Consider the following 25993-nt stretch of genomic DNA (forward strand, 5'->3'; position numbering starts at 1 on the left):
AATTACTATAGCTCTCCGGGCCATGTCCATTGGATTTCGGATTTTATGTACTCGAATCGACCAGATTTTGTTCTATTCCAATCATGACTCCGGGCAGCCCTTTTTTATGGAGAATATAGACGGGGACGGGTAAAGGTCTGCGGGAAGTATCTGTTTCAGAAGAGGCAAATGTCCAAATAGACGGATGAAAATGCTCATGGCCCACAAGATCTTTTCCGCCCTGAATCTGGGCGACTACGCACCCTTTGCCGCCTGGAATATAATGACATGCCACGATTTCTCCGCGGATAAATTCAAAACCTGTTGGATCTTTCAAATACTGACGAATGGGATGAAGACGAACTTCTTTAACCAGCACTTGAGCAAAGTAAAAGAACAGGAAACCAAGAATTAAAACGGCCCCGGCCCCAGCAAAAAGAGGCATACGCCCCGGCTCTTTTTCCATGGCCACTCCAATCATGAAGAGGCCAGTGGAGACCGCAACAAAACCCGCAAGATTAAAGCCCAGAACAGCGGGCCAATCACCAACGCTTAAGAGTTTTTTTATCCGTGCCTGGTCTTTGAGTTCAGATTCATTTTGAATGATTAAATTTTTCCAAGAACGATACACTTAGGCCTCCGGTTTGGCCGGAAGAAAATATTGGCTGATCATGAAACTCACTGGATAGAAAACGACCTCACGCCAATAGAATGCCAGATCATTATACCACTGAGTATCGTGTTTCTTCACTGTCATCACCAGGGCATCAATCCAATAGTAATAGTCATGCGGATAAATATTCATATTATCTTTGGCGTGACTCTGAGAAAGTCTCAGCACCTGAGCACGTGCATTGGTATTTGAGTTGTCTAAAAAATCTAGGATATACTTAAGTCCCGCCATCAATGCTTTTTCTTGATGTTCAAAATCAGTATTCTCAAAGTACTTTTTAATTTTAGGACTCAAAAAGAAAAGATGCTGATAAAAATCGCGCGCAAAAAGTGGTGTATCGGCCGATCGATTATACGATGCCCTAACAAGAGTAACTTTTTCTTCCCAAGTTTTCTTTCTTTCACGTGCCATAGTGCTCTAATATTAACAGATTTTAAGAATTTACCATCAGGAAATTTCCTGATCTAAATCATCTTGTCTAGTTTAATGGAGGATTCCTTAAATTCGAATTTCGGGGCGTTAATGCCAGAATAGGATGAGTATAGGAGGTTCCATGGTAACTTCAGCTGGAATTGAAACTCAAAGAATTGATGAACGCGTGCAAGTGTTTCTTGATGGTGTGATGATTGCCGACTCCATCAATGCGATTAAACTTCTCGAACCGGGCCATGAACCGGTCTATTACATTCCGAAAAACGATCTCCATGAAATTGATCTTGCGAAATTTGACGACTATCACTGCCCATTTAAAGGTGAGGCTGAACTCCTGACTGTGAAGCAAGGAAGTAAGCAGTTCGAAAATGTGGCCTGGTCTTATGAAGAGCCTTTCGATGAGTTAAGTGAGCTCAAAGGCCGTGTGGCTTTTTATGAAGATAAAGTGGATCAGATAAGAGTCATGTAATTAGAAAAACTCTAGATTCAAGGCCATGTTTACACTTCTCCCCATTCCCGCCACGGCCGTGCGAGATTCAGGAGAATGATTAACAAGATCAATTCCTCCCAGAGGTAAAGCATAGTTGTGATCTAAAAGATTACTGATCGAGAGATCAAGACGAGCGAGCTTGGAGAATTGATAGCTTGTTCCTAAATCCAGAAGCGCATATCCTGGAGTCACCGGCTCAGTTCGTAGTTCATTCACTTGGGATTTTTTATCCACCATCGTGACACCAAAATCACTTACCCATTTTCCAAAAGCATACTGAACGGCAACCTTTCCGTTCAAGGGCATCAAGTGATAAAGATCGGCCCTACCATCTTTACGGTATCCGCGAGTATAACTTCCAGTGGCCTTAAGACTTAGATTCGCTGTGATTTTCACTTTTCCGGAAGCGTCTGCACCAAAAATCACAGCATCATGGTTGGCGAAACGAAGAAAGTTATTTCCATTCGCCGAACCAATAAAATCAGCATCAATAAAGTTTTTGATGTCTGAGTAATAAGGAGTAAAACGAAGCTCCCACTCTTTTGAGGCCTCATCATGAGCGACCAGGCTTGCACTTACTTTATGGGCAACTTCAGGTTTTAGATTAATGTCCCCCACATAACCATTTCCATCACCGAACCAGTTAATCATGAGCATATCCATCGAAGCACTCATGGATTCCATGTCCATAGGATCAGTCGGGTCAGTTACTGTTCCGGCCCAAGCGTAACGTTCATACAAATTAGGAGATCTGGTTTTTCTACCAAGGCCAAATTCAAAATCAGTGTGCTCATCCATTTTTAATTTGGAAGCAAGAGTCACATCATAGTTATGATCACGTTTCTTGTGAGATTTAGCATTAAAGGCGGCGGCATCCGCCGGCAAGTTATCAGTCTCGTTATATCCATGAACATCATCCGTATCCATCGAAACGATGTCTGTTCTGAAACCCAGGTTGGTTGAAAACGTTGAACTCCAGTCAGAATCTGTCTCAACAAAAAGTCCTAAACGATCTCGCTTACCATTATTGATACTTTGAAAGTCACCTGGTCCCATAATGACTGTGAGATCTTCAATGCCTGGCCACCAATCATCTAATCGGTATCGATCGTAATCACTACCAACTGTTAAAAGATGATCGGCACTGAGCGAATAGCTTGCCTTAACATTGAAGCCTGCTTCCTCTGAGCGAGTCTTCATCGGCATCTCCCCTCCTCGCTCAGAACTCAGCATATCCATTTCATGATCTGTCTTCTGATAAAAGAAGGTCGAATCGACAATGGCACTGCCTAAATTACCTTTGTAATTGAGATTGGCCATATTGGAGACGTTATTCACCATATCCATACGTTGATTGATAAAACCTTCGTAAGGAACAACTGCGCGAGTCAGTTTCAATGAGAGAACACCATCATCTAGCTTTCGCCCGAGATTCAAGGTCTGATTATTTTGATTAAAGAGAGTCGACTTAAGTCTGTTCCCTTCACCATCCCGATAGTTATTGGCATGCTCATCAAAGCCAGAATAGCCAATGTAGTTTTTCTTCGTAGCAATGGCGTATTGAAAAGAAGCGCCCTGATTCTCATTGTTGCTTTTGAAATAACTTCGAATATTGAGACGTTGTTTGATAACTTCATCACTCTCAGCAAATACCAGGTCACCTGAACGTACAACAATTGATCCGGCTAAACTGTCGCCACCAGCGCTCACTGGCGTGATACCGGCCATCACTTCAAGTGAAGTGATTTTGGAAGGATCAATGTAAGACATCGCGGGATTCATGTGATTAGGACAAGAAGAAGTCGCAGTGGCCCCATCAATTTTGATATTGATGCGATCATCGGCCATCCCCTGGATCACAGGAAGAGATGAAAGCCCCCCACCTTTTTGGATAGAGACTCCCGGAATCATGTCTAGTAGTGCTGCCGAATCTCCGCCGATATTTTGCGAAGACTCATTAGGAGTAATTTTTGATGGTTTAGATAAAGGCGCCTCAACCTCAATTTCATCAAGATTCTGAGCAGCAATCGCTTCCCCTAAATAAAGGGTGAGAAATGTCAGGGAAATGAGTCGGAGGGACAAACTAAATATCATAAAAGTTACAAGTTTTTATCTCACGTAGGACTTGAATTGTCCCCTAACAAAATGTGTGTTAAAAGATGACCATTAATCCTGAGGAGCCACTATGAAACAAGTTCTATTTTCTCTCGTTCTTGCCATGGCCGCAATTCCTGCTCTAGCTTGTGATTTATACTTTAAAAGCGAAGACGTATGTCTAAATGTGAAGTGGGAAGTACTTCCTCCTGCACGCGCTAACGGTACAATGCTTTTAACTTTCACTGACGCTAAAGATGCTGGTCGTGTTGTTACACCTAAATACACGCCAAATGTGATCCTTTGGATGACAAGCATGGGTCACGGCTCTAAGCCAGTGACATTAAACTTCGTAGAAGAAGGTAAATTCCGCTCTACGAATGTATTTTTCGTGATGGGTGGTCCTTGGGACATCAAGTTCCAACTGAAAGACGGCAATAATGTTGTTGAGGAAGTTGTTCAAAAAATTAAGATCTAACAGAAAGGGTCCAAAATCGGGCCCTTCTTTTTATAAACCATTAAAATCACTACTACCTGTTAGATTCCTAACACTCAGTAAATAGTTACCAATCCGCCTAAGCTGCTGCCTTTGATTGATAGAATGCCAAAATATCAAAGGGACTATTATGCAGCTTAAATCTCATTCACTTTTGGCCATCCTCACACTTCTTACCTTGGTTTCCTGCGGGAAGAAAGCTGATGGGACGGCAGATGAGATAACTTCCGGTGCTACCGTTTTCGGTCCTGATGATCGCATCGCCTTAAATGCTCAAACAAAAATTGAACGCGCGATTGGACAACTCAAGGGGAAATATCCTTCTTCGGAAAAAGCACAATACTCTTCATGTTCCGCAACCGTCCTCTCAGGCGATTACCTTATCACTGCGGCCCATTGTGTACTGAATAATAAAGGCGAAAGACCGACAGAACTTTATTTCTACCCGCAAATCAAAGGTAACGTTACCTACCCTCATGGACGTTACCGTGCCACTGACATCTACTACCCTGCCAAATATCAAGCGAATCAAAAAACTCTCAAAGATTTTGAGTACGATATGGCGATCATTAAGGTCGATAAAAATGGCAATGGAAACGCGCTCGAAGATAAAGTCACAGGTTTAGGACTTGATGCTTTGCTTGTCATGGATCAAGGAACTCCTGGGGCCTCTTCAACTATGGGCTATCCAGGAGATAAACCAGCTTCTGTGCCTTTTAAGCAAGCAAGTTGTTCTCATACTATCTACAATAAACTTCAATTCAAAACCGATTGCGACATTTTCAGAGGTCAGAGCGGTTCTTCTTTTTTCCACACCGATCCTAAAACCAAGGTTACGTCACTGATCGGAATCGTAGTGGCCGAAACTTCAGAGTACAACGTCATCGCTAGAATGACGGACACGAGATTACAAATCATTGAGAGCATCATTAATGAGAATTTTTCTCCTAATGGAAATAGTGGCGAAAGATGGAATCATGAGAGCTTGTCCCGCGCAGATCAAATCAGCATCCTGGTTCACAACAAATGTAAAAACGAAATCCTGGTTGCTTATTCAGTCATGAAATCGGATGGAACGTGGATGACCGAAGGCTTTTTTTCCATCCGTACTGGCCAAACAATGCAGGTAGCACAGACTCAAAACGGTACCTACTACTTATCGTCAATGTTCAAGACCAGCAAACAAGCCGTTATTCAAGGCAAAGAGAAAATAGCAATCCCAGGCAGTGGAAGCCATTTCTTCGAACGCTTTAACAAAGGAAGTTATGGTGATGCTCTCCACACTGTTTCTCAGTGTGATGGATAAAATCAAAATTCAAATTGATGTGTAGAAATAAAAAAGCCTCAGATTTCTCTGAGGCTTTTTTGGTGCCCGGTGCCGGAATCGAACCAGCGACACAAGGATTTTCAGTCCTTTGCTCTACCAACTGAGCTAACCGGGCATATCGGATTACTTAAAGTATTGGTCTTCTAAAAAAGAGAACTCTAAGTTAATGTGACTAAGCTTTTTCGTCAATCAATATATTGCGAAAATTTTAAGTTATTGTGCGCGTCAAGGTAGGAATATGTCTGTAAAAGTAATCACCACTGAACTCTCTCTTCCATGGTTCCAGGTAAACGCTCTGGCGTTCATCCCTTCCGCCTCTGGAACGAGCTCTATTAAGAGTGAATGGGCACTGTTTACACACGGATACACCTCTCACAAGGGCGATTGCCTGAATTGGGCCACACGATTAGTAGAGGCCGGGGTTCCTTGCATGATTTTCGATCAGCCAGGGCATTATTTAGGCAGTTTCAATGAAGTGAATTCATTTAGTGACTTCACAGCTCACGCTCATGAGCTGTTTGGAGAAGCTTTTCAGCGACTTCAGTCGCTCATGGAAAATAATTTAAGCGGTCAGTACTCTGGGCCCACCAATATTATTCTTGGTGGTCACTCATTGGGCGCATTCACTGCAATCAGAGCACTAGAACTGCCGGTTCTTCAAAATTATCAAAGAGTCGCAGTTGCAGTCGGAATTGGAATTGGCCAAAGACAGGCCACTCACCTTTTTGAAACTGCTTTCTACGAGAAAACTCTCTCAATCAGAAGACAGCTGGTATCTCCAGAGCTTGATTCAAAACAAGTTTTTGGTTGGCTTAAACATGAAAAAGAAACCATGACTCTTTCTAATCAACGCATCCACCTCATTACAGGTGAGGACGATATTGTAGTTGGTGGTGGTGGATTAGAGGCGTTCTTAGAAGTGCTTGAGAGAAACAATAACAGTGTGACTTTTGATAAGCCCAAGCGTTTACCACACCACGAACCTGGTGCGGCCTCACCTTATCTCTATTCATTTTTAAAGAATCACTTCGGTTGGAGTTAGCGCTTAAAATTTTTAAGCCATCCCTCTTTGCCTGGACGATCAAAAGCAGTTCCGAAAAGTTTTTTGCGGAAACCGCGATTAGTATCAGCGGCGATCATTGATTTCAGTTTTTCCCTTGGTAAATCAAAGAGCCAATCTTTGATAAAAAGAAACTTATCCTGAAGCTTTAGAGATGAGGTAATTCTTTGAAGGGGCTTTCTGTTCCAAGGACAAACATCCTGACAAATATCACAGCCAAAAATTTCTCCGCGAGACTTATCAAATCCTGCAGGGGCCTCGGCGTCTTTCATGATCTCAATCGTGAAAGTTGAAATACATTTAGAGGCCTCAAGCGTTCTTGTGTCCACATTAATAGCATTGGTAGGACAAGCATCGATACAGGCCGTGCATTGCCCGCAGTGATCCACATCAGATATCGCTTGATCAATTGGGAGTCTTTGATTCAAAAGAATGCTTCCAATGATGAAGTAGCTTCCCTCTTTGCGATTAATGAGCATCGAGTTTTTGCCAAACCATCCTAGGCCTGCCCGATAAGCAAGATCACGTTCAAGAACTGGTTGAGCATCAATCGTGAAAAAGGTCTTAAGATCTTCTACTGCCAATTTCTCTGCAATTTTTGTAAGACGTTCTTTCAGTGCGCGGTGATAGTCCTCACCCTCAAATCCCAAAGTGTAGGCGGCCACAGAATGCTGGTTGTTCTCGAGCATCCACTTCTTCGTCTCCTGATAACTAAAAAGAAAAACGAGTGCGGATTGAAACTCAGGAAAGACGTTGCGCAAATCACGACGAAGCTCTTTTCTGTGATCATTTAGATAATTAAGAGGCCCGTGGAAATCCTTTTCCGTCCAGGCCTCATATTCAGATAAGGTTCGTGGAATCGCTTCTTCTGTATATCCCCAATCCAAGACACCGAGGCCTTTTAAAAACTCGTTATCTAGGACTGGAGACGATTTCATGGATTAAAGGGAATGATTTCGATGGCACCAGTTGGACAGGCCTCAACACAGGCCATATCCAAGGTACATTTATGAACGTTTAAACCGTTAATTCGAGTCTCGTGATGTTCTTCAATAGACGCAGTCCAGATTTCAAATGGACATACGTTGATACACGCCTGGCATGAAGCGCAGATCGATGTATCAAGTAAGAGCTTTCCCTGGTCAAAAGACACCTCCTGGATTGAATCCTGGTCAGTGTTTTTGAGAGCACGAGGGACATCTTTAATTGTCTCTACGCGAACTGAGTTTGTAGTTCCCTGACGGAAGAACTTACCATCACCCACTGTTACAACGACCTTATCGCCTATTTGAAGAAGATTTTCTTTCTTCAACTTGTCGATCATAAGCTCTTCAAGCTTCGTGAGATCGCTGTTCTCATGAATATTAAAGTAGTACGGAGAAATACCCCAATACAGGCTCATCTTGCGAATTACGTGAAGTGAGTTCGTTACACCTAGAACATGAGTTTTAGGACGGAAACGAGTCATCTTCAAACAAGAATTACCACCCTCAGTGATCGAGATGATCCAACGAGCGTGAAGTTTTTCAGCTGCAATTGATGCTGAAACCTGAACCGTCGCTGTCACACTTGTAATATTCATATTACGAAGAAGCGGACGCTCAGTTGGTTTCTTCTCTGCTTCCTCAATGATTTGACCCATGATTTGGATCGCCTCAATTGGATATTTACCAGAAGCAGTTTCACCTGAAAGCATTACCACATCTGTACCGTCCCAAATGGCGTTGGCCACATCTGAGGCCTCAGCACGAGTTGGACGAGAGTTTGTGATCATACTCTCAAGCATCTGAGTTGCTGTAATGATCGGCTTCCCAAGTTCATTACAAATTTTGATCATGCGTTTTTGAATCGCAGGCACCAGATGGTTCCCTACTTCAACACCCATGTCACCACGGGCGATCATGATCATATCTGAAACCTGAACAATACTTTCCATATTGTCGAGGGCCTCGGGCTTTTCAATTTTAGAAACGATTGGAATTTGCACCTTCATTGAATGAAGAAGTGCTTTAACTTCGAGAATGTCTTCTGCGGTACGAACAAAGCTCAGAGCAACGTAGTCCACACCCTGCTTCAGTCCGAACATAAGATCTTCTCTGTCCTTCTCAGTAAAACTCGGAGCAGAAACCTTTACGTATGGAAGGTTAATCCCTTTGTTAGACTTGAGAATTCCTCCCACTTTAACTTTGATCTTTAGAACTTCACGATCTTTTTCAATCGCTTCGGCCTCCAAAAGACCATCATCAAAAAGGATACGGGCGCCCACATGAGCGTCCTTCACCAGGTTTTTATAGATGGTAGGGATGAAGTTTTTTGAATACTCCGGATACTGATCCTTAACGTGAGAAGGGCCAATGACCCAAACTTCATCGTCTTTCAGTTCCAGAGGCTCCGGGAGTTTATCCACACGAATCTTTGGACCTTGAAGATCCAGGAGAATCGCTACTTCCTTTCCAACATTTCTTGAGGCCTCTCGAATGTTCTTAATGGATTGTTCATGGGCCTCATAGGTACCATGGGACATGTTGACTCGGGCGGCATTCATACCGGCCTTGATCATTTTTTCTAGCATCGGGATTGTGTTCGAGCTAGGTCCGATGGTCGCAATGATCTTCGCGCGACGAATAGACATAGATTATCTTTTGAAAGAGTTGCTAATTAACTAAGGCGTTTATATTCCTTCATCTGATCCATCGCCTCTTTGTGGCCATTTTTCATGCCCGTGATTTGATTTTCATATGAAGAAACTAAGCGAGACTTCTCATCTTCATAGGCCTGCTTAATGCGATCCTGCTCTATTTGATGATTCATGTCCTTCTGGGCCAACTCTCTACTGTTGAGACCCTTCAGCTCTTTTAATTTATTCTCATAATCATTAGTAAGCAACTTTAATTTCGAATCGTGATCGACCTGCATCTTGTCGAGCTTCTTCTGGAAGTTCACATTCATCTCAGTAATATTTCTCTTAAGCTGAGCTTCACGTTGATCCATTAAAAGCTTGTGACCCTTAACATCTGCCGCGCGACGATCTTCGAAAAGAGTCGTTTGGGCCTTCAAGTTTTTATCAGTCTGATCGATGATATTTTCGATCTTCTGACTCATGCTCATCTTGATGTATTCATTCTCTCTTTGGAAATTCGTCAGACGGGCCTCATAATTTTGCACCGTAGAATCCATAAGTTTTGAGAATTCACGCTTCATTTCAAAGATTTCGTTAGAACGTCTTTCTTGGACCTTCTTCATGAATTCGTTCTTGTCCTGATTAGACGTCTTAGTCACGTCTTCAAGGGCTGCTGTGTGCTTTTCTTCAAGACTCTTCATTGAAGAATTGAAGTTCTCTTTCAAGCGATCAATACGCTGTTTAGAACTGTTTCTTTCCACCATGAGCTGCTGCTCATAGGCGGCCTTGTCCAGGCGGTTTTGATGCTCGCGGTTTGCAACTTCAGATTCAGCGCGCTCTCTTTCTTTTGAAACCGTCACGATCTTATCTGCATTGGCCTCATTCAGCTTGCGGTCCATACGGGCCACTGCTTCTGATGCCTCTTCTTTTAAAGTTTGGTTGAAGCTGTCCTGATCTTTATCGGCCTTCTCATTGTATGTACGTTGAAGGTTATCCAACTGAGACATAAGAGAGCGCTCACGGTTCTCGTGAATGATCTGATCTTTCAATCCCGTTTGTTTATCTACGACCTTCGCAAACTCTCCTGTTCCGTTATCGCGACGTCGTTTCTCACGTTCGATTCCACGAAGCTGGTCATTGAAGTTACGACGAGCATCCAGCATTGTTTCCTGGTGCTCACGATTGGCCTTTAGAGTTTCATTCTTCTGAGTTTCAGCAAGATTATCACTTCTCATGCTGTAATCTTTCGCCATTGTATCAAAGCGATCCTGATACTTCTTCTGCATGGTCTCAAGGCGATCATTCGCATACTCTTTGTGATGCTGAAGATCCGCTTGCTGCACTTCTTTACTCTTAGCAATGTCTTTACTGATACGCTCTTTCAGCTCAGCTGTCTTTTTAGAGTTGCCCTTATGAATATCTGTCATGTGATTTTCATGGGCACGCACTAATTGCTGGCGCTCACGATTGTACTGTTCTTTAAGGTCCGCACCTGCTCCAGTCATTCGGTCCTGATAGTTCTGCATTTTCTCAGAAGTATCTTTCGTAATGTCGGCCACGTTACGGGCGTATTTATTTTTTTGAACGTTGGTCAGATCTTCGTGACGGTCTTTCTCCGAATCGAAGGCCTTTTGATAGCTGTTTTTGATGTCATTTAGACGCTGATCAAAGTCCTTACTCTTTTTGATACTCTCCTGAGTAAAGGCCTGTCTTTCCTTCTCCATGTCCTTGTTGAACTTAGAGCTATTGTCTTCAATGTATGAACGAGTTTTTTCTTTGAGGTTATCGAGTGAAGTTTGATAGCCCTTTTCAAGATCTGCACGGTCTTTTACGAAGGTCTCACGCTGCTTATTGTTCACGTGTTCTGCACGCTCTTCAATATCAGCAACACGCTTATCAGTCGCGGCCTTCGATTTCTCGTTTGCCTCTCTGTAATATTCGCGTTCCTTGGCCAATTGCTTGGTGTAATCTACGCCGTTCATGACTTCATCCCTTGTCTGTCACTTCCTGTGACATCATGCCTTAGTATAACAAACGGGTTGAAACTAAAAAGCCTTGGGTAAATCTTGCTGATTTAGCCCAAGGCTTCGATTAACTGACTAAAAAGATATGACTAGCGAGCTAGTTCTTCGTCGATGATCTCGGCAAAAACGTCCATTGGCTGGGCGCCGTTGATCAGCTGACCGTTGATAAAGAACGTCGGAGTCGACTTAACTTTTACGTTCTTCCCCTGCTCCATATCGGCCTTAACCTGAGCTAGGAACTTGTTCTCAGAAAGACACTTTTCGAAAGCTTCTGATTTAAGACCAATTTTCTTGGCCGTTTTCTTCAGGCCTTCAGCATCTAGAGAATCCTGGTTAGCAAACATTTCATCGTGCATTTTCCAGAAATAATCTGAACCCTGCTCGTTAGCACAAAGACCTGCTACAGCTGCTTGCTCAGCGTGATTGTGGAACGGAAGTGGGAAGTTTTTGAAAGCAACAAGAACCTTGTTACCATACTTCTTTTTGATTTCTTTAAGGATGTCAGCACCTTTAGCACAGAACGGACATTGGAAATCAGAGAACTCGATGATTGTTACTTTCGCGTCTTTAGCGCCAGTTGTTGGAGCATTACCTACTTCAACCGGGAATGTTGGGCGACGAGGTTTTGGAATATATACTTCCACTGGATCTTTCTTCGTTTGTTCAGCGATCCACTTATCAACAGCTTCCTTCTTTCTTTCCATTTCAAGGTAGTTTTTGATTTTCTCTCTAACTTGAGGATTGATGTGCTCAGCTGGGATGTTTTGATCTTTAATGAAGGCATCAATTTCTTTATCAGAAATTACAACTTCTTTAGCGATGTACTTCTCAAGGAACTCATCATTTGAGATGCCTTTTTTACGAGGATCTTTGTCCATATACTTCTGAAGAAGTAGAGACTTAAGACGAGCAAATTTGATTTCGAAAACTTTTGTCTCAGCTTCGAACAAATCAGACTCAATACCATCCGCTAATTCAGCGTTAGTAATTTCCATTGATCCAACTTTGGCAGCAAGGCCTTCTTTTGGAGCTGGTTTAAATAGGTAACTTGGTTTCCCTGTGCTGTCTGAACAAGCAGAGAAAGATAACAGAACAACGAGAGCGAGTAGGCCCACAATAGCTTTCATAAATGAGATCTCCTGTTAAAAACTTTCAACATCTTAACGTAAGTCTCGGAGAATAAAAACAAAGTGGTTTAGTCTACTAATGGAGGTGTTTGAGGAACTCTTGGTATTTGGCCACACCACGTAAAACTTGGTGAGATCCTGTCGCCGCAATTCTCCCCTCTTCCATCAGGATGAGCTTGTGAGAATTAAGGATGGTCTCAAGTCTGTGGGTCACGATAATGGTCATCGAGCGAGATTGGAAGAAACGAATAAGGTCACGAAGAGCGGCCTCTAGCTCCGAATCCAGGCCACTTGAGATTTCATCCATCAAGATCACAGGCTTCTTCAAGAACAGCGCACGAAGACCGGAAATAAGCTGCTTCTGACCCATTGAAAGGGCCTTTGGAATAACTTTGTCTTCTGGCTTAAGACCCCAACGGTTGAGATATGGTATCGAATCACAGGCAAGTTTCCAGAAAGTATCAAAACCTTCTGAAGCACCAAGCGTGATATTGAATTTCAGAGTTTCTGTAAAAACATGAGAGTCCTGAGAGATAAGACTCACGTATGATGAAAACAACCGTAGTCCCTTCTCATCACTGGCATCAATCACTTTGCCGTCCATCGTGATGGTGCCGGTAAAGGTGTGATACTGACCCGAAAGAAGTTTTAGGAGCGTCGATTTGCCACAACCTGACTCTCCAAGAATTCCGAGAATTTCTCCACGGTGAATTTCAAACTGAATCTTATCAAGTTTAAAACCCTGATCGTATTGAAAATACTCAAGATCAAACTTCATCGTTTGCGCTTCAAGATGAGTGAAGTCCATTCGCTCTAGATTGTCTTGGTTGAAACTGTCGTTAAATTGGTGAAGGCGATCAATCCCAGTTCTCGCTCTCTGGATTACAGAGATTTTAGAGGCCACGTCTTTAATCGGAGTAATTGATTTCTGAATAAGGTCAATCAGTGCCGCCAGGATTGCCACCTCCACGATTTGTGAATGCGGAACAATGATCATTACGAGTGCAACGAGGATGGGATAAAGCGATTCCGCCGCGGAATAGTAACTAGCGTCCCAAATGTTGGCATGAAGTTGTTTATCCAGAAACTCTTCAAAGATCTTCTCTCCTCTCTTCGTGGCATAGCGATCGTTCGGAGAGAAAAAGAGTTCTTTTAGACCAGAGGTTAAATCCGTGATTACTCGGGCCATAAGACCAGTGATACGACGAACATCAGCGAAGATTACTGCCATGAACTTACTTCCTTTGATGAGAAGTAAACAGGCAATCACTTCGGCCACAAACAGGGCCACACCGGTTGTTGAGTTCAGTTGTAAGAAGCTGATGAGACAAGAAAGGATGAAAATAATATCGATGAAGATACCAAAGCTACCCGAACTCACAACTTCTCGAACGGCATCTGTATCATTCATTAGACGAGCAAGAACTTCTCCAAGCGGATACTCGTCATGCTTGCCCGATTTACGCTTGAAAGGAGCTTTCAGCCAAAGTGCAAAACTGCGACGTCTGATTTCTGTCAGGAGAACCTGGATGTAACGGTTAGAGCCCAATGAGAACAAGAAACGGTTAATGTATTCAATCGAAAATAACAGCACGAGGTTAATCATCTCGCGATGAAAAGAAGCGTCGTTGTTTAAAGACTCATAAAAAGAGGAGATAAACTTAGGCGTGAGGTATCCAGTGATTGCAGAGATCACGAGATTCACGAGAATAAAAATGGCAAGTGGCGTTTCTGACTTAAGCCAGATGTACGTCAACCAGTTGTTCTTTGAAGAACTTAGTGACATTTTCGTCCTTTAAAAGTTTATGGGCCTCGCCCTGAGCTTTGATACCAGCTTCACGATCGAGATAAATCACTTCGTCCGATAAACGAACTGTCGTCAGTCGGTGACTTGAAATAATAAATGTTAAATGGCCCCACTGTTCACTTTGACGAAGGTTCGCCACAACTTTTCGCTCAAGGATAATATCCACTGATGAGAATGGGTCGTCCCAGATGATTAATTGAGCACCAGACATAAGGGAACGGATGAGTGCTACGCGCTTCATCTGACCGCCTGAAAGACGCTTACCGTTCTCACCCACTTCAAGTTTCAAAACTTCATCGATAGTGGGAGCAAGATTATCTAATTGGAAAATTTTAATCAGATCACTGGCACGCTTTAAGTTCGTCTCGTTAGGAGTTGCTCCTAAAAAAATGTTCTCTTGAATAGTATCGTTAAAGAGATATGGCTCTTGCTGAACCATTGACACCACTTCTTTATTCAGGATGAGACCAGTCGCTAATTGAGAAAGGATATAACTCTTACCACTTCCAGTTTCTCCAATAAGTACCGTCCATTTCCCCTTCTCGAGATTGAGATTAATCGGCTTCTCCCAAAACAGCATGTTGAGGTGGATACTCGATTCGTCTTCTTTCACTTTAATGTTCTGAAGACTAAGTTCCTCTTTCGATTCAACTGCAAGGACGCCATAAAGTTCTTTCACACGTTTCCAGGCCGCAAAACCTTGAGACATGATCACTGCCACCCATGACATAAACATTACGGGCTCTAAGAATAAATATAAAAAGCCAGAGAAAAAGACGAGATCAGAAGTGTCACCACCATTCTTACGAATCAGCATCGCGGCCCAAAGAAGTGAGGCACCCAGACCTAGTTTTACGTAAGGACCAGTGATGGCGAATCCAATACTCGACTTGAAGAAGAGTGTTAGCTCTTCAGATGAAGACCTAACAAATCCTTTAATGAAACTCTCTTCCCGGTGGAAGTTCTTAATCGTTTGCTTCGCTTCGTATGCTTCGATGATGTATTGCTGAACTTCACCCTTCTTATCCATCATCTTTTTAAAATACTTCTGATTGATGAAGGTCATGATGGTGAAAAGCACTACGCTAGTGAAAAGCGGAATGAATGCTGGCCAGAGATACGAATCAGTTTGATTCAGTTTAGGTATTAATACCCAACCAGCAATAATTAAGTTCCCCACTTGCAGGAGACCAAAACCAATGAAGGCACGAAGGTTATTCACATCATCGAAAAGAATCTGGAAGATTTGCCCCTGACTTTTACCTGAGTAACGAGTTGAGGGAACAGTTTCTAGAAGTTCCAGAAGCTCCATACGAAGTAACTTCTGTTGAACTCGGGCCGGGTAAAAGAAAAGTAACCTTGAGAAAGTTCGAAAGAAAAGAATTCCGATCGCTAGACCCAGGAAGATCCAAACTGAGGCACTTCCGAGCTCCCCTTGAGACATGAGTTTCGTTAATTGGCGGATTCTTTCCGGGATTTGACTTTGAAAAACCTGCAAAACATATAGGCAGACGAAAGCGCCCAAATAAAACCATTTGAACTCAAAGGCGTGGTGGATGATCCAAGAACCGAACCGGCGGTGTAATCGCGAACTCATAGACCGAAAATTTACCCCAAATTTTGCTCAAAGTCATTGAAAGGAATAGTGACAGAACGAAGAATTCTTCTTAACATGATGGACTCAACGCGCCCGTAGCTCAGTTGGTTAGAGTATTACCTTGACATGGTAGGGGTCACAAGTTCGAATCTTGTCGGGCGCACCATTAGTCAAGCTGGTCGAACATTCGGCTTCAAAATAATTAAGGGAGCTGGCATAAACCAGCTCCCTTTTTATTTTAGATCGTCCCAATCCATAGTGAATCTCAAGCCTGTCAGGAAAAATCTCAATCCGCTCCACTAGACTCGTAATAATCCTCTGTTTCTTCGCCGTGGTTAATCCACTCTCCTTCAAGTTCCTGAACACATCCAAAAGTTTTTCATAAGTCATCCCATCGGTCGGAAGTTCTCTGTCTAACTCTTCATCCCTTAATTTCAAAATCTGAAGCTCTAGAAGTTTTTTATCTCCCTCTAGCTTTTCCATTTGCTTATAGATCGGTGCCGCCGACACTTCACGAGGCAACTCGGCAAGCCTAAGCGTAAGGGATTCAACTTGAGCGTTGATTGAATAGATTTTGTTCTTCAATCGTTCTATTTCAAAAGAGTGATGCTTTTTCTCACTGACCTTAATGACACTTGAAAGGAGAGCTGTTGCCAATTTTCCAGTGAGAAGTTCCTCAATATCCTTCCAGACTAATTCCTCTGCGATCTGTGCTGGAATCCGATGTGGATCGCAGTTGTAGATTTTCTCTTTGTACCCCATTTGAATCGTCGTTCGTCTTGCATGCTCATAGTAGGGATGTTTCTTGGTTTTATTATGGGCCGATCTACCACATAATTTTTCTCCGCATACGCCACAAGAAATGACTTCCGTCAGGATAAAGGGATAGCGATTCGGGCTTTCAGGCTTCTTCCTCTTATGGTTCTTGGTAAGTTTTTCTTGCACACGATTGAAGGTCCCTTCATCAATGATTCCATCCCACGTTGCCTTAGTTTCTTTTACCCCTCCCTTGGTCTTAAAAACTTTTACGCCAATGTAGGATTTGTTGATAAGCATCCTATACAGAGTGTCCACCTTGAAATGTCCGGCCCGCATCCATCCACTTCCTTCCCTCTGCTTTCGTAGAGAATAACCGTGGTCATTTAACCATCTGCAGGCTGACGACAAAGTGCCTTGATCGAGGAAGGCCTTATAGGCCATCTTCACCACTTTAGATTCATCAGGGTCAGCGTCTAGCTTTCCTTTTGTGGTTGAGAGTTTGTAACCAAATGCCACTGCACCTCCATTAAACAATCCACGCTCGGCCCTCACCTTAAAACTTGCAGAAATCCTTTCTGCAGTTTGTTTCCTTTCAAATTCGGCCCAGTTCGCAAAGGATTTAAGCATGAGTTCACCGGTCGCGGTGGTAGTATCGAAATTTTCCCGAAGGGAGTAAAACTCACAGCCAACACTCTTAAAGAACTCCCACATGTTCTCAAAGTCTTTTGTGCTTCGGGATAGACGGGATAATTCCGTCACCATGACAAGGTTCACATCACCTTCTTCAACCGCTTTTAAAAGCTTCTTCAATGCCGGACGATTCATGTCCTTGGCCGATAGACCTGGGTCTGAAAAGACTCCTACGATGTCGCAGGACTTCCCCATATCCTTTTGATAGCGGACAGTTTGACGTAAGCGCTCTTCTTGGTTCTTGATCGAACCTTCGGGATTTTCTGCTTGTTCCTCAGTGGAAACTCGGACGTAGAGTGCAATCTTGAAGTGTTTTGAATCGGACGCATTCATGCCTAACCTACCTTTTCTAATTCCTGTTCATCACAAGAAGTTTTAAGTTTAGGTTCAACAGAACGGTTTTTATGAAGCTCGCAAAAAGCATCATAAAAAAGTTCTCCCAATTCATCAAGCCGCCTTTCAAACAGTTCTTCATCCACCTCTACGATCTTTCTTCCAATAAATTCTGGATTCCATTTCTTCTTCATCTGATTCCCTTCTTCTCATTCGGGACTCATTTGTTTTGCTCATAAGTGTCTTCATAGTTATTTTCCCTTTGTTGTTAATCATCCAAAGCCGCCGCCTACACATGCCAGACTCTACATTTTTGACCACTATCGCCCAATATCGTTGGGGGGGAGTGGTCAAAAATAATCAGGACGAGTCGGCATGAAAAAATGCGGCGGCAACTCATTAAAATCAAAAACAAAAATTCAGTTTTAGCTGCTCAATTTGAAAATCGAGAAGTGTACACTTGGGAGCTGCATTAAAGTACACTTCTCCCGCGTCATTTTACTCACTTCAATCACCTCCTTTTAGCGTGAGACACTTTTGTGTTTTTCACTCACTACATGCAAGAGCGTGCCAAAGTAATTGGCGAAGCTAGTCAGAAACAAGTTTTTGTTTTGATTCATTTTTGGAGTGAGACAAGTGTTTCACGGTTTTGAGACTGAGACAGTTGTTTCACGAAATTGTGTCGGGCAGTTGTCTCAAACCCGAGACAGTTGTCTCATTCAGAATATGTTATGTAATTTGTTGCAAGTGATTCGCTGCAAGACTACCACTACTCGCCATAGTAACAGGCCATCGATCTAGTGCAAAAGTACGTTGCCCCTTGAACAGTTTGATCTACTATGAAAGTATCCATACGAGGAATAACATGAGCAAGATAACATCAGAAATGCTTCGAAATAAAATTAGTGAAATCATCTATGCATGGGAGGAAAGAGTTCTTCAAGAAGTGCATGCGGCAAAACTGCAAAAAGGTCTTGCGCTCCGTAATTCTCTAAGAGAATTTATTAATCAGTTAGCAGAAGAACTTTCTGATTCAAAAACTCGTTCAAGTAAAGAGGTGGAGGAAGGGAAGCAACTTAGAACTCGTATCGGAAAGCAGCATGGACAAGCAAGGGCAAACAGTATCCTATACACCTTAGACCAACTCATTTATGAATATCATGTTTTGAGACAGGTCATTTTTAAAGTTCTAGAACGAGACCAACCCATTGAGCTTAATGACCGGGAAATTATAACTGAATACATAGAACAGGCAGTAAACGACGCCGCCACGGAGTTTAGCTACACATTAAAGGCTGTTCAAGATCAGCTGTCACGCACACTGGCCCATGATTTAAGAAATCCAATTTCCATTGCCAAAGCAAGTGCAGAATTAATATTACGTAGACCCGATGACGAAAATAGTTGCATCGACAAAGCAACACGTATCGTATCGAGCATGAGTCGAATTGATAAAATGATACGAGACTTATTGGATGCTACCAAAATCAAAGCTGGCGAGCTGCCTAGCATGGATCTTAAAATTTGTGATGTCGATTGGATTTTGAGAGAGGTTGTTCTTGAACTAAATCTTGCAGAGGCCGAAAAAGTCATCTTGAAATCAAAGGCGCCAATCAACGGTTATTGGAATGAAGATGCTCTTCGAAGGATCACAGAAAACCTCATCACTAACGCCATAAAATATGGAAAGACCAAAACTCCAGTTATCGTTTCAGTTCAAGAAAAAGACCACTTTGTATCCATAAATGTCCACAACGATGGTCCTCCGATTTCAGAACAAGATATGAAAAAACTATTTCAACCTTTCGAGAGAGCGAAATCATCAGAAGGAAAAACTGGCTGGGGCATAGGCCTGACTGTTGTAAAGACTTTGGTGGACGCTCTTCATGGAGAAATCACAGTGACAAGTGTCGAAGATGAAGGAACGACATTTTCCATCACACTTCCGATAGATTTTCGAAATGAAAGGGAAAAGCCAATTTTTCAATAATGACTTCAGCCTCTAATCAAAGCGACAGAACTGGTATGTCTTTTTGGCCAGTTACTCGCTAGTTAGTCCATAACTAGCTGAACATAGCCTTCCTCACCAGATTCAATATCCAAGTAAGATTTTCTGAAACTACTGCCAGAATGGCCACGTGCTAGCGATTGAGATGAGCTTACTCATGTCTCCCCCTTTTTGTCCTTCACTGAACGATCGATTCCGTACAGATAAACCTTGATTGTACTGAGACTAACCCCACAGTGCTGAGCAAGTTCTTTATTTGTCCATCCGTGTTGTGCCCGAAGAGTTGCGAGCTTCTTCTGACTGAGGTTGAAAACCTCCCGTTTCCATTGAACCGAGAACACCCTCTTGGCAACAACGGGGTATTCGACCACTGTAGCGTGAGCTGCACCATTCTCAAAAATTCAATCGCTTACAACTAGACACCACCCCTTACTCTCTCTCTTGAAAACGGCACTTATCTTCTCAGGACGATGCAAGTTCGAGAACAACTCCAAGGACAAGGCATCGGACGATTAGTACTCCAAGAGTTTGCGAAGCTAGTTCAACAGATGAAACTAAGCGAAGTTTTATGCATGCCCTATGCACACTTAGAATATTTCTATGGATTGATCGGCTTCAAGAAGTTAGCTCTAAAAGACTCACCTTCTTTTCTTATTGATCGGGTAAATAATTTTCACGAACGTCACAAAGACCAAAAAGTCATTATTATGACGTTAGAGCTGAAGGACATTTGAAGTTCACAATTTGTGACTTCAAAATATTAATTATCAGATTTCAAATCCGAAAGTTTCATCAAGTGAATGTGGGATTTTATTGAACCTTTCTCGCTGAAAGATATAGCTTGCTCCATTTCGCAGGAGCATTTTATGGACGACATCAGATTATCAAACATTGAGAGGATGATCTACGTAATCAGGGGACAGAAGGTTATGCTAGACTCTGATCTAGCTGAACTTTATCAAGTTGAAACCAAGCAACTCAACCGTCAGGTAAGAAGAAACATTCTGAGATTTCCTGCAGATTTTATGTTCCAGCTTACTTCGGAAGAATATGAAGTTTTGAAGTGCCAATTTGGCACTTCAAAAACGGGTAGCGGAGGTAAACAAAAGTTACCATTGGTATTTACTGAAAATGGAGTTGCCATGCTATCCGGAATCCTCAATTCAGAGAGGGCCATACTAGTAAATATTGCAATCATGAGAATCTTTACGCGTCTTAGAAGTTTTTTGCTTTTGGAACAAGAATTAAAAACCGAGATTTCGAACTTAAAGAAAGGAACCAGTGGAATGTTTAAAGTAGTCTTTGAAAGACTGGACTCTCTAGAAGAAGCTACCCCTTCCCTCAAGCCAAACCGCAAGAAAATTGGTCTTAAAAACTGATTTCAAGGCAAGAAGTTCGACACTCGTTAAGTCGGATGCACCATTTTTCTTGTTTCAGGCATTTATTCATTGACACTGCTACGTCCTCTCAAACTAAAATTTCCAGATGAAAATCATTAAGCCTAATCGATTACAACCAGGACAAAACTTAGGCGTTGTTGCTCTCTCAACTCCGGCAAAAACATTGAAACCTGAATATAGAGAAAGAGCTTACAAAAGAATAAAAGAATTATTTGGTCTCAACATCATTGAAGCTCCAAATCTTGATCAACAAACAGGCCATACAGCAGGAACGATAAAAGACAGAGTTAAATCACTCCACGAATTCTTTAGGCGAAAAGACATCCATGGAATTATGTCTTTTTGGGGAGGATTCAATACTCACCAAGTTCTTGAGTATCTGGACTATGAGCTAATTCAAGCAAATCCCAAAGTGCTTATTGGATATTCCGACACAACAAATTTGTTATCGGCCATCACTCAAAAAACAGGGCTCGTTACTTTTAATGGTCCTGCAATTATTACTTTTGCCAAACCAACAGTACCTGATGAAACAATTGAATGTTTTAGAAGTTTGGTTATGGAAAATAATTCTTCTTATACTTATCCTGTTTCAAAAAGGTTTTCTGATAACCAATGGTGGATTGAAGATAAAATGGATTTCTCAACGAACCCAGGTCTTCAAACTTATAAAAAAGGAAAAGCAGAAGGAAGAATTGTTGGTGGTAACATTGGTACTCTATTATTGCTTGCAGGCACTCCTTACTTCCCTTCCATGAAAGGAAAAATTCTTTTTATCGAAGAAGATGAATCTGAGAATCCGAAGACTCTGGATCGTTACTTCACACAATTGAGACAAATGGGTGTATTTGACAAAATTAACGGTATGGTGATCGGAAGATTCGCTAGAAGTGTTGGGCTTGCTGACACCGACAACTTAAACATGATTCTGAAAGATGCACTCAAGGGTTACAACTTTCCTGTGATAGCCGAATTCGACATGGGACATACTGATCCAATAATGACAGTGCCAGTTGGAGCAAAAGTCTCTATCGATACAAATAAGAAAAAAATTTTAATTACTGAAACAGTCACTAAATAGCTGGCCCCTACATAGGCCATATCCTTCGATTAAATCGCGGAAAATCTGCCCAATATTCGGGCCTAAATCGCTATATTCGATTGATTTCTCCTCTCTAAAATCTTTAGCTATAAGTGCCCTCTCCAAGGCATAACTGCTCCAACCTGCTCCACAGGCGCAAACTCATTAACTTACCCTCTGAAACCAATCTTTAGTTTATTTCCACTATGACAAAATCTGAATGAGGCTAAAATAAAGTTAAATTAAATTTAATAAGCCAGGTGTCTCGTTCGATAAAGGATCTGATGAAATTATTCTTTCTCGTATTATTAGCGGCCATCTCTTCTTGTACGCCAGTAGGTCAACAAACTGAATTGGAGTTCAAGGATAAATCTAATAGCCCTAAAGATGCCATGACAGTAATGACTGAGAATTGTATGAGTTGCCACCAAGCAGACTCTGGAAGGGCCTTTACCATCTCCAACAATTCAAAAGCTCAAGACTTCATCGATCAAGGTATGATCGTTCCAGGTAAGTCGGCACAGTCAGTTTTAGTTCAGCGAATGAAGTTTTCAGGTGGCAACAATGCAAACATGCCACAACAGAATACCGAGTTTTCAAGAGATGATTACAACATAGTCGTAAAATGGATTGATAGCTTAGAGGTAATTAATGTACCCAAGCCTCAAATCACAATTCAGTCCCCTACCACAAATTCATCTTTCAAAAGCACGGTAGTCGTTAAAGGGACCTGTACTTCAGATCTTGAAATTGAGATCACATCGGGAATTACATCTCTTGGAACAGTCGGATGTATCAATCAGCAATTTGAAAAAGAAATAACTATAGCGGGTGCTGACGGTACGAAGGTTATTAAACTTACTCAGGCCAATGAAATTGGGGAAAGTGCAGAGGCCAGTGTTACAGTTATTAAAGATAACGTAGCACCAGTTATTCAAGTCATCCAACCTGTGGCAAATACAACAGTTTATGAGAACACAGTTCAACTCACAGGTGTTTGTGAAGCATCGTTAAACTTACAAATCACTTTTGCGCAGCTACAAAAAACCATCCTGTGTCCTGATGACGGAAGGTTCAGTGATTCTCTAACGGGTATTAATACCGATGGAGAGAAACCAATACGACTTCAACAGACAGATAGAGCGGGAAACTCAACCACACTCAATACTAGCTTCATTAAAGCAACGAGAGTGGCACAGGCCCCGGTTATAACGATCACTTCTCCGATGTCGGGAACATCGTTTCAACAAAGCGTAACCGTTGCTGGTAGTTGTGAAGCGAATATCCAAGTTGTCGTATCAGGGGATGTAGCGGCCAATAGTAGTTTTACATGTCCTTCAAACGGACAATACAGCAGGGCCCTGACATTAAATTCTCCAGATGGAGTGAAGACCCTGACCCTTCAACAAACTAAAAACGCCATCTCGACCCAAGTAAGCTTATCCGTATACCGGGACACACAAAGACCAACACTGGCCATCACATCACCAGCAAACTTGAGTCATACTCGTTCTTCATTAACCGTTTCTGGTAATTGTGAAGTCGGATTACCTGTCGTGCTTAGTGCTACTGGATTAAGTAACGTCAATGTAACTTGTACTCAAGGACAATTCTCTAGGGCACTTGTTTTAAATTCTGCTGATGGAGTTAAGGCCATCTCTGTTACTCAAACAGATGCTGCACAAAACTCTACGACTTCAACGATCTCAGTTACATTAGATACCACTCCTCCATTAATTACTCTCAGTTCTCCTATGGCCAATGCCACAACGATTGCAACGAGCGTAGTTGTGTCCGGGACATGTGAACAAAACCTCGTTGTTAGAATCTCTCAATCAACTTACGCTGCAACGGTAAACTGTACCAATTCGGCATTCAGTACCACGTTTACGTTTTCTTCAGGCTTAGGAGAAAAAACGATCTCTGTAACTCAGACCGATCTGGCAGGTAATGCTTTTGAGCAATTAGTAAAGGTAACCAGAGTCGGCGACAGTAACAATTATGCCGCTTCAGCACATGAAGTTTTAAAGACCAGATGTATCGGATGTCACTCAGCCGGATGGGAAACTCAACTTAATAATGCTAGTGACCTTCAACAACTTGTTTCACTACAGAAGATCATTCCTGGAGACCCTGAAAAGTCACCAGTTATTATGAGAATGTATTTTGGCCCGAACCATTCCAACAATGCTGTAAGCAAAATGCCTCCCGTAGCTTCTCAAGAGTATCAGGGCTTTAACATTCACGAATATCAAGCGGTCTATAATTACATTACTTCAATAAAACCAGCTCCTGGAACAGGGAATGACACGCCATTTGTTTGTGATACAAACGCAGCACCATCCCTCAATCCTTTAAAACGTCTCACTAAGATTCAGTACACTAATACTCTTAGAGATCTTCTGAAGCGCGCTTTCACAACTACTGTGGTCGACAGTATTATGACTAATCTAGCTGTACCACTAAGTACGATCCCTAGTGACGAAGCTAAGCACGACTTCCCAGGATTGGACAATCAAGTTACCAGCTCACACATCGGTGGGCATCTGGATGTGGCAATCGCTTTTGCCCAAGAAGTGACTTCAACAAGTTCTCGTCTAACAACATTTGTTGGTGAAGCGTGTGCTGAAACTTATTCAGACGTTAACTGTAGAAATCGTTTTATTGATCGCTTTGGGCCAATTGTTCTTAGACATCCACTTACTGTAGAAGAAAGAGATAAATTTAGAGCAGATGCTACTGCTTTGACTTCTTACTCTGATCTTATCGCAGTCTTCCTTATGGAATCTGACTTCCTTTATCATACTGAGTTCCGTGGAACTCCAATTGCAGGAAATGAATCTCAGTTAAAGCTTACCCCTCATGAACTAGCTAACAGAATCTCTTACCTCTTCTTCCAGTCTATGCCGGATACTGATTTAAGAAACGCTGCAGACTTAGGAACGATTACCACACAATTTGAAACTGTCGTAAACGACGCTTATACTCGTGCACAAACTAAGACATTCTCTGTTTCTAATACAACAAGGAATGCTTTCGGCCATTTTATGAGCGGTTGGCTACAATTAGATGAAACTCCAACTATGCAGTCCTTGAATGCCTCAAGCTTGAACGCGACTCTGGGTATCGCCTACCCGAATAAAAACACTGCACTCCCAAGTAATATGGACTTATCTGCGTATCGCTCTGAACTCGTTCAAGAGATGATGGATATGTTTAATTACTACGCTTATACGGGCAACGGAGATATGTATGATCTTCTGACCTCGAATGTTTCATTTGCTAAAGGTACCAATCTGGCAAAAGCATACGGAGTGGCGGTCTGGAACGGAAGTACATCTAATTTAGTGACTTTCCCAAGTACTGAACGATCTGGGATTTTGACTCGGGCCGGATTTCATTTTCATGCTGGTATCTTGTCCAGACCGATTTTGAAAGGCGTGAAAGTCATGAAGAAAATCCTGTGTGAGGACATCCAAGCACCGGCAAACAACACAGCTCCAGAAGGTGTTGTTATTGAAGCTGACTTTACTGTACGTGAAAAGACCCACGCCCTTACTCAGATTGAGGGAACATCATGTGTTTCATGTCACCAAAGAATTAATCCACTGGGCTTTGCTACGGAGGACTATGATGTTTTCGGAAGACACAGATCCGTAGAGCACATCATTGATTACGCCGCAGGTTCAACTGTTGCTATAAAAAATGTGGATGCTTCAGCAATTCCTCAAATTAACATTTCTGATACGACTTCCGTATCAGGTGGTGTTCAGTTATCAAAAATCATCGCCGACTCTGGCAAGGCCGAAGCTTGTATCGTGAGAAACTTTCATAAATATACATATCGTCAAAAAGAAAACCTCTCAAAAGACGCTTGTAGTTTAGAGTTTATGTATCGTGAGCACAAAACGGGTGGTCTGAAAGGTATGATGACTGGGGTTGTGAGATCTCCGGCTTTTTCAATTCGATACCATGATGGTGAAGAATAAATAAGGG

General features: G+C 42.3%; 19 protein-coding genes, 2 tRNA genes and 1 pseudogene. 9 read left to right on the forward strand and 13 right to left on the reverse strand.

Translation table 11 applies throughout. The annotated features are described in order from the left end of the window. Nucleotides 1-43: 43 nt before the first annotated feature. Together SOO65_RS17590 and SOO65_RS17595 are read right to left on the reverse strand one after the other, a co-directional pair. Nucleotides 44-610: a hypothetical protein gene (locus SOO65_RS17590; RefSeq protein ID WP_321393438.1), complete on the reverse strand. Its 567-nt coding sequence runs from the start codon at nucleotides 608-610 to the stop codon at nucleotides 44-46. Beyond that, nucleotides 611-1063 (reverse strand): globin domain-containing protein, encoded by a 453-nt coding sequence (locus SOO65_RS17595; protein WP_321393440.1) that lies wholly within the window; start codon nucleotides 1061-1063, stop codon nucleotides 611-613. Between the two features lie 142 nt (nucleotides 1064-1205). Between SOO65_RS17595 and SOO65_RS17600 the strand changes: the two genes are divergently transcribed. Then, nucleotides 1206-1553 carry a DUF427 domain-containing protein gene (locus SOO65_RS17600; protein WP_321393444.1) on the forward strand — a complete coding sequence of 116 codons (348 nt, stop codon included), beginning with the start codon at nucleotides 1206-1208 and terminating at the stop codon, nucleotides 1551-1553. Here SOO65_RS17600 and SOO65_RS17605 read toward each other — a convergent pair whose 3' ends face one another. Then, entirely contained in the window at nucleotides 1554-3656 is a 2103-nt protein-coding gene (locus tag SOO65_RS17605) for a TonB-dependent receptor (RefSeq protein WP_321393446.1), read from the reverse strand. Between the two features lie 103 nt (nucleotides 3657-3759). Here SOO65_RS17605 and SOO65_RS17610 point away from each other — a divergent pair, with 103 nt between their 5' ends. Then, on the forward strand, nucleotides 3760-4146 hold the full coding sequence (locus SOO65_RS17610) for a hypothetical protein (protein WP_321393449.1): 387 nt from the start codon (nucleotides 3760-3762) through the stop codon (nucleotides 4144-4146). A gap of 148 nt (nucleotides 4147-4294) precedes the next feature. Next, nucleotides 4295-5470 carry a trypsin-like serine peptidase gene (locus SOO65_RS17615; protein ID WP_321393452.1) on the forward strand — a complete coding sequence of 392 codons (1176 nt, stop codon included), beginning with the start codon at nucleotides 4295-4297 and terminating at the stop codon, nucleotides 5468-5470. 60 nt (nucleotides 5471-5530) lie between these two features. Here the strand turns inward: SOO65_RS17615 and SOO65_RS17620 are convergent. Next, nucleotides 5531-5606 (reverse strand) — tRNA-Phe (locus SOO65_RS17620). 123 nt (nucleotides 5607-5729) lie between these two features. Between SOO65_RS17620 and SOO65_RS17625 the strand changes: the two genes are divergently transcribed. Beyond that, nucleotides 5730-6533 (forward strand): alpha/beta hydrolase, encoded by an 804-nt coding sequence (locus SOO65_RS17625; RefSeq protein ID WP_321393455.1) that lies wholly within the window; start codon nucleotides 5730-5732, stop codon nucleotides 6531-6533. On the opposite strand, the gene queG is transcribed toward SOO65_RS17625, so the two are convergent. The 6 genes from queG to SOO65_RS17655 all read right to left on the reverse strand — a co-directional run bounded on the left by queG (nucleotide 6530) and on the right by SOO65_RS17655 (nucleotide 15726). Further along, entirely contained in the window at nucleotides 6530-7489 is a 960-nt protein-coding gene (queG, locus tag SOO65_RS17630; protein ID WP_321393457.1) for a tRNA epoxyqueuosine(34) reductase QueG, read from the reverse strand. The two genes, SOO65_RS17625 and queG, sit on opposite strands and share 4 nt — an antisense overlap. After that, on the reverse strand, nucleotides 7486-9183 hold the full coding sequence (gene pyk / locus SOO65_RS17635) for a pyruvate kinase (protein WP_321393460.1): 1698 nt from the start codon (nucleotides 9181-9183) through the stop codon (nucleotides 7486-7488). Before pyk ends, queG begins: the two co-directional genes overlap by 4 nt. Before the next feature lie 26 nt (nucleotides 9184-9209). Next, the gene (locus SOO65_RS17640; protein ID WP_321393463.1) at nucleotides 9210-11153 is read right to left on the reverse strand and encodes a hypothetical protein; all 1944 of its coding nucleotides are present in this window, start codon (nucleotides 11151-11153) and stop codon (nucleotides 9210-9212) included. A 131-nt stretch (nucleotides 11154-11284) separates the two neighbouring features. Beyond that, nucleotides 11285-12322 carry a DsbA family protein gene (locus SOO65_RS17645; RefSeq protein WP_321393466.1) on the reverse strand — a complete coding sequence of 346 codons (1038 nt, stop codon included), beginning with the start codon at nucleotides 12320-12322 and terminating at the stop codon, nucleotides 11285-11287. A 76-nt stretch (nucleotides 12323-12398) separates the two neighbouring features. Beyond that, nucleotides 12399-14108: an ABC transporter ATP-binding protein gene (locus SOO65_RS17650; protein ID WP_321393469.1), complete on the reverse strand. Its 1710-nt coding sequence runs from the start codon at nucleotides 14106-14108 to the stop codon at nucleotides 12399-12401. Next, complete coding sequence (locus SOO65_RS17655) at nucleotides 14059-15726, reverse strand: ABC transporter ATP-binding protein (protein WP_321393472.1); 1668 nt, start codon at nucleotides 15724-15726, stop codon at nucleotides 14059-14061. Before SOO65_RS17655 ends, SOO65_RS17650 begins: the two co-directional genes overlap by 50 nt. A gap of 89 nt (nucleotides 15727-15815) precedes the next feature. Between SOO65_RS17655 and SOO65_RS17660 the strand changes: the two genes are divergently transcribed. Continuing rightward, nucleotides 15816-15892, forward strand: a tRNA-Val gene (locus tag SOO65_RS17660). A 572-nt stretch (nucleotides 15893-16464) separates the two neighbouring features. Here SOO65_RS17660 and SOO65_RS20840 read toward each other — a convergent pair. Together SOO65_RS20840 and SOO65_RS17665 are read right to left on the reverse strand one after the other, a co-directional pair. Further along, nucleotides 16465-17508: pseudogene (locus tag SOO65_RS20840) on the reverse strand (recombinase family protein); the annotation flags it as partial. Between the two features lie 2 nt (nucleotides 17509-17510). Beyond that, a complete protein-coding gene (locus SOO65_RS17665; protein ID WP_321393475.1) occupies nucleotides 17511-17702 on the reverse strand; it encodes a hypothetical protein in 192 nt (63 codons plus the stop codon). A gap of 671 nt (nucleotides 17703-18373) precedes the next feature. Between SOO65_RS17665 and SOO65_RS17670 the strand changes: the two genes are divergently transcribed. Next, the gene (locus tag SOO65_RS17670; RefSeq protein ID WP_321393477.1) at nucleotides 18374-19498 is read left to right on the forward strand and encodes a sensor histidine kinase; all 1125 of its coding nucleotides are present in this window, start codon (nucleotides 18374-18376) and stop codon (nucleotides 19496-19498) included. Nucleotides 19499-19671: 173 nt separating this feature from the next. Here the strand turns inward: SOO65_RS17670 and SOO65_RS20845 are convergent, their stop codons facing one another. Further along, the gene (locus tag SOO65_RS20845; RefSeq protein ID WP_407676970.1) at nucleotides 19672-19887 is read right to left on the reverse strand and encodes a helix-turn-helix domain-containing protein; all 216 of its coding nucleotides are present in this window, start codon (nucleotides 19885-19887) and stop codon (nucleotides 19672-19674) included. A 495-nt stretch (nucleotides 19888-20382) separates the two neighbouring features. Between SOO65_RS20845 and SOO65_RS17675 the strand changes: the two genes are divergently transcribed. The 3 genes from SOO65_RS17675 to SOO65_RS17685 all read left to right on the forward strand — a co-directional run bounded on the left by SOO65_RS17675 (nucleotide 20383) and on the right by SOO65_RS17685 (nucleotide 25986). Continuing rightward, nucleotides 20383-20895 (forward strand): ORF6N domain-containing protein, encoded by a 513-nt coding sequence (locus SOO65_RS17675; RefSeq protein ID WP_321393480.1) that lies wholly within the window; start codon nucleotides 20383-20385, stop codon nucleotides 20893-20895. A gap of 106 nt (nucleotides 20896-21001) precedes the next feature. Continuing rightward, nucleotides 21002-21997 carry a S66 peptidase family protein gene (locus SOO65_RS17680; RefSeq protein ID WP_321393482.1) on the forward strand — a complete coding sequence of 332 codons (996 nt, stop codon included), beginning with the start codon at nucleotides 21002-21004 and terminating at the stop codon, nucleotides 21995-21997. Between the two features lie 284 nt (nucleotides 21998-22281). Beyond that, entirely contained in the window at nucleotides 22282-25986 is a 3705-nt protein-coding gene (locus SOO65_RS17685; protein ID WP_321393484.1) for a DUF1588 domain-containing protein, read from the forward strand. Nucleotides 25987-25993 lie beyond the last annotated feature (7 nt).

Origin of the sequence: Peredibacter starrii (assembly GCF_034259205.1) — a bacterium.
In the GTDB taxonomy this organism is placed as follows: Bacteria; Bdellovibrionota; Bacteriovoracia; order Bacteriovoracales; family Bacteriovoracaceae; genus Peredibacter; species Peredibacter starrii.

Bases quoted from the DNA above. Each gene is read 5' to 3' on its own strand.
- SOO65_RS17595 (WP_321393440.1), bottom strand. From the start codon at position 1,063: ATGGCACGTGAAAGAAAGAAAACTTGGGAAGAAAAAGTTACTCTTGTT.
- SOO65_RS17600 (WP_321393444.1), top strand. From the start codon at position 1,206: ATGGTAACTTCAGCTGGAATTGAAACTCAAAGAATTGATGAACGCGTG.
- SOO65_RS17610 (WP_321393449.1), top strand. From the start codon at position 3,760: ATGAAACAAGTTCTATTTTCTCTCGTTCTTGCCATGGCCGCAATTCCT.
- SOO65_RS17615 (WP_321393452.1), top strand. From the start codon at position 4,295: ATGCAGCTTAAATCTCATTCACTTTTGGCCATCCTCACACTTCTTACC.
- SOO65_RS17625 (WP_321393455.1), top strand. From the start codon at position 5,730: ATGTCTGTAAAAGTAATCACCACTGAACTCTCTCTTCCATGGTTCCAG.
- queG (WP_321393457.1), bottom strand. From the start codon at position 7,489: ATGAAATCGTCTCCAGTCCTAGATAACGAGTTTTTAAAAGGCCTCGGT.
- pyk (WP_321393460.1), bottom strand. From the start codon at position 9,183: ATGTCTATTCGTCGCGCGAAGATCATTGCGACCATCGGACCTAGCTCG.
- SOO65_RS17640 (WP_321393463.1), bottom strand. From the start codon at position 11,153: ATGAACGGCGTAGATTACACCAAGCAATTGGCCAAGGAACGCGAATAT.
- SOO65_RS17645 (WP_321393466.1), bottom strand. From the start codon at position 12,322: ATGAAAGCTATTGTGGGCCTACTCGCTCTCGTTGTTCTGTTATCTTTC.
- SOO65_RS17650 (WP_321393469.1), bottom strand. From the start codon at position 14,108: ATGTCACTAAGTTCTTCAAAGAACAACTGGTTGACGTACATCTGGCTT.
- SOO65_RS17655 (WP_321393472.1), bottom strand. From the start codon at position 15,726: ATGAGTTCGCGATTACACCGCCGGTTCGGTTCTTGGATCATCCACCAC.
- SOO65_RS17665 (WP_321393475.1), bottom strand. From the start codon at position 17,702: ATGAAGAAGAAATGGAATCCAGAATTTATTGGAAGAAAGATCGTAGAG.
- SOO65_RS17670 (WP_321393477.1), top strand. From the start codon at position 18,374: ATGAGCAAGATAACATCAGAAATGCTTCGAAATAAAATTAGTGAAATC.
- SOO65_RS17675 (WP_321393480.1), top strand. From the start codon at position 20,383: ATGGACGACATCAGATTATCAAACATTGAGAGGATGATCTACGTAATC.
- SOO65_RS17680 (WP_321393482.1), top strand. From the start codon at position 21,002: ATGAAAATCATTAAGCCTAATCGATTACAACCAGGACAAAACTTAGGC.
- SOO65_RS17685 (WP_321393484.1), top strand. From the start codon at position 22,282: ATGAAATTATTCTTTCTCGTATTATTAGCGGCCATCTCTTCTTGTACG.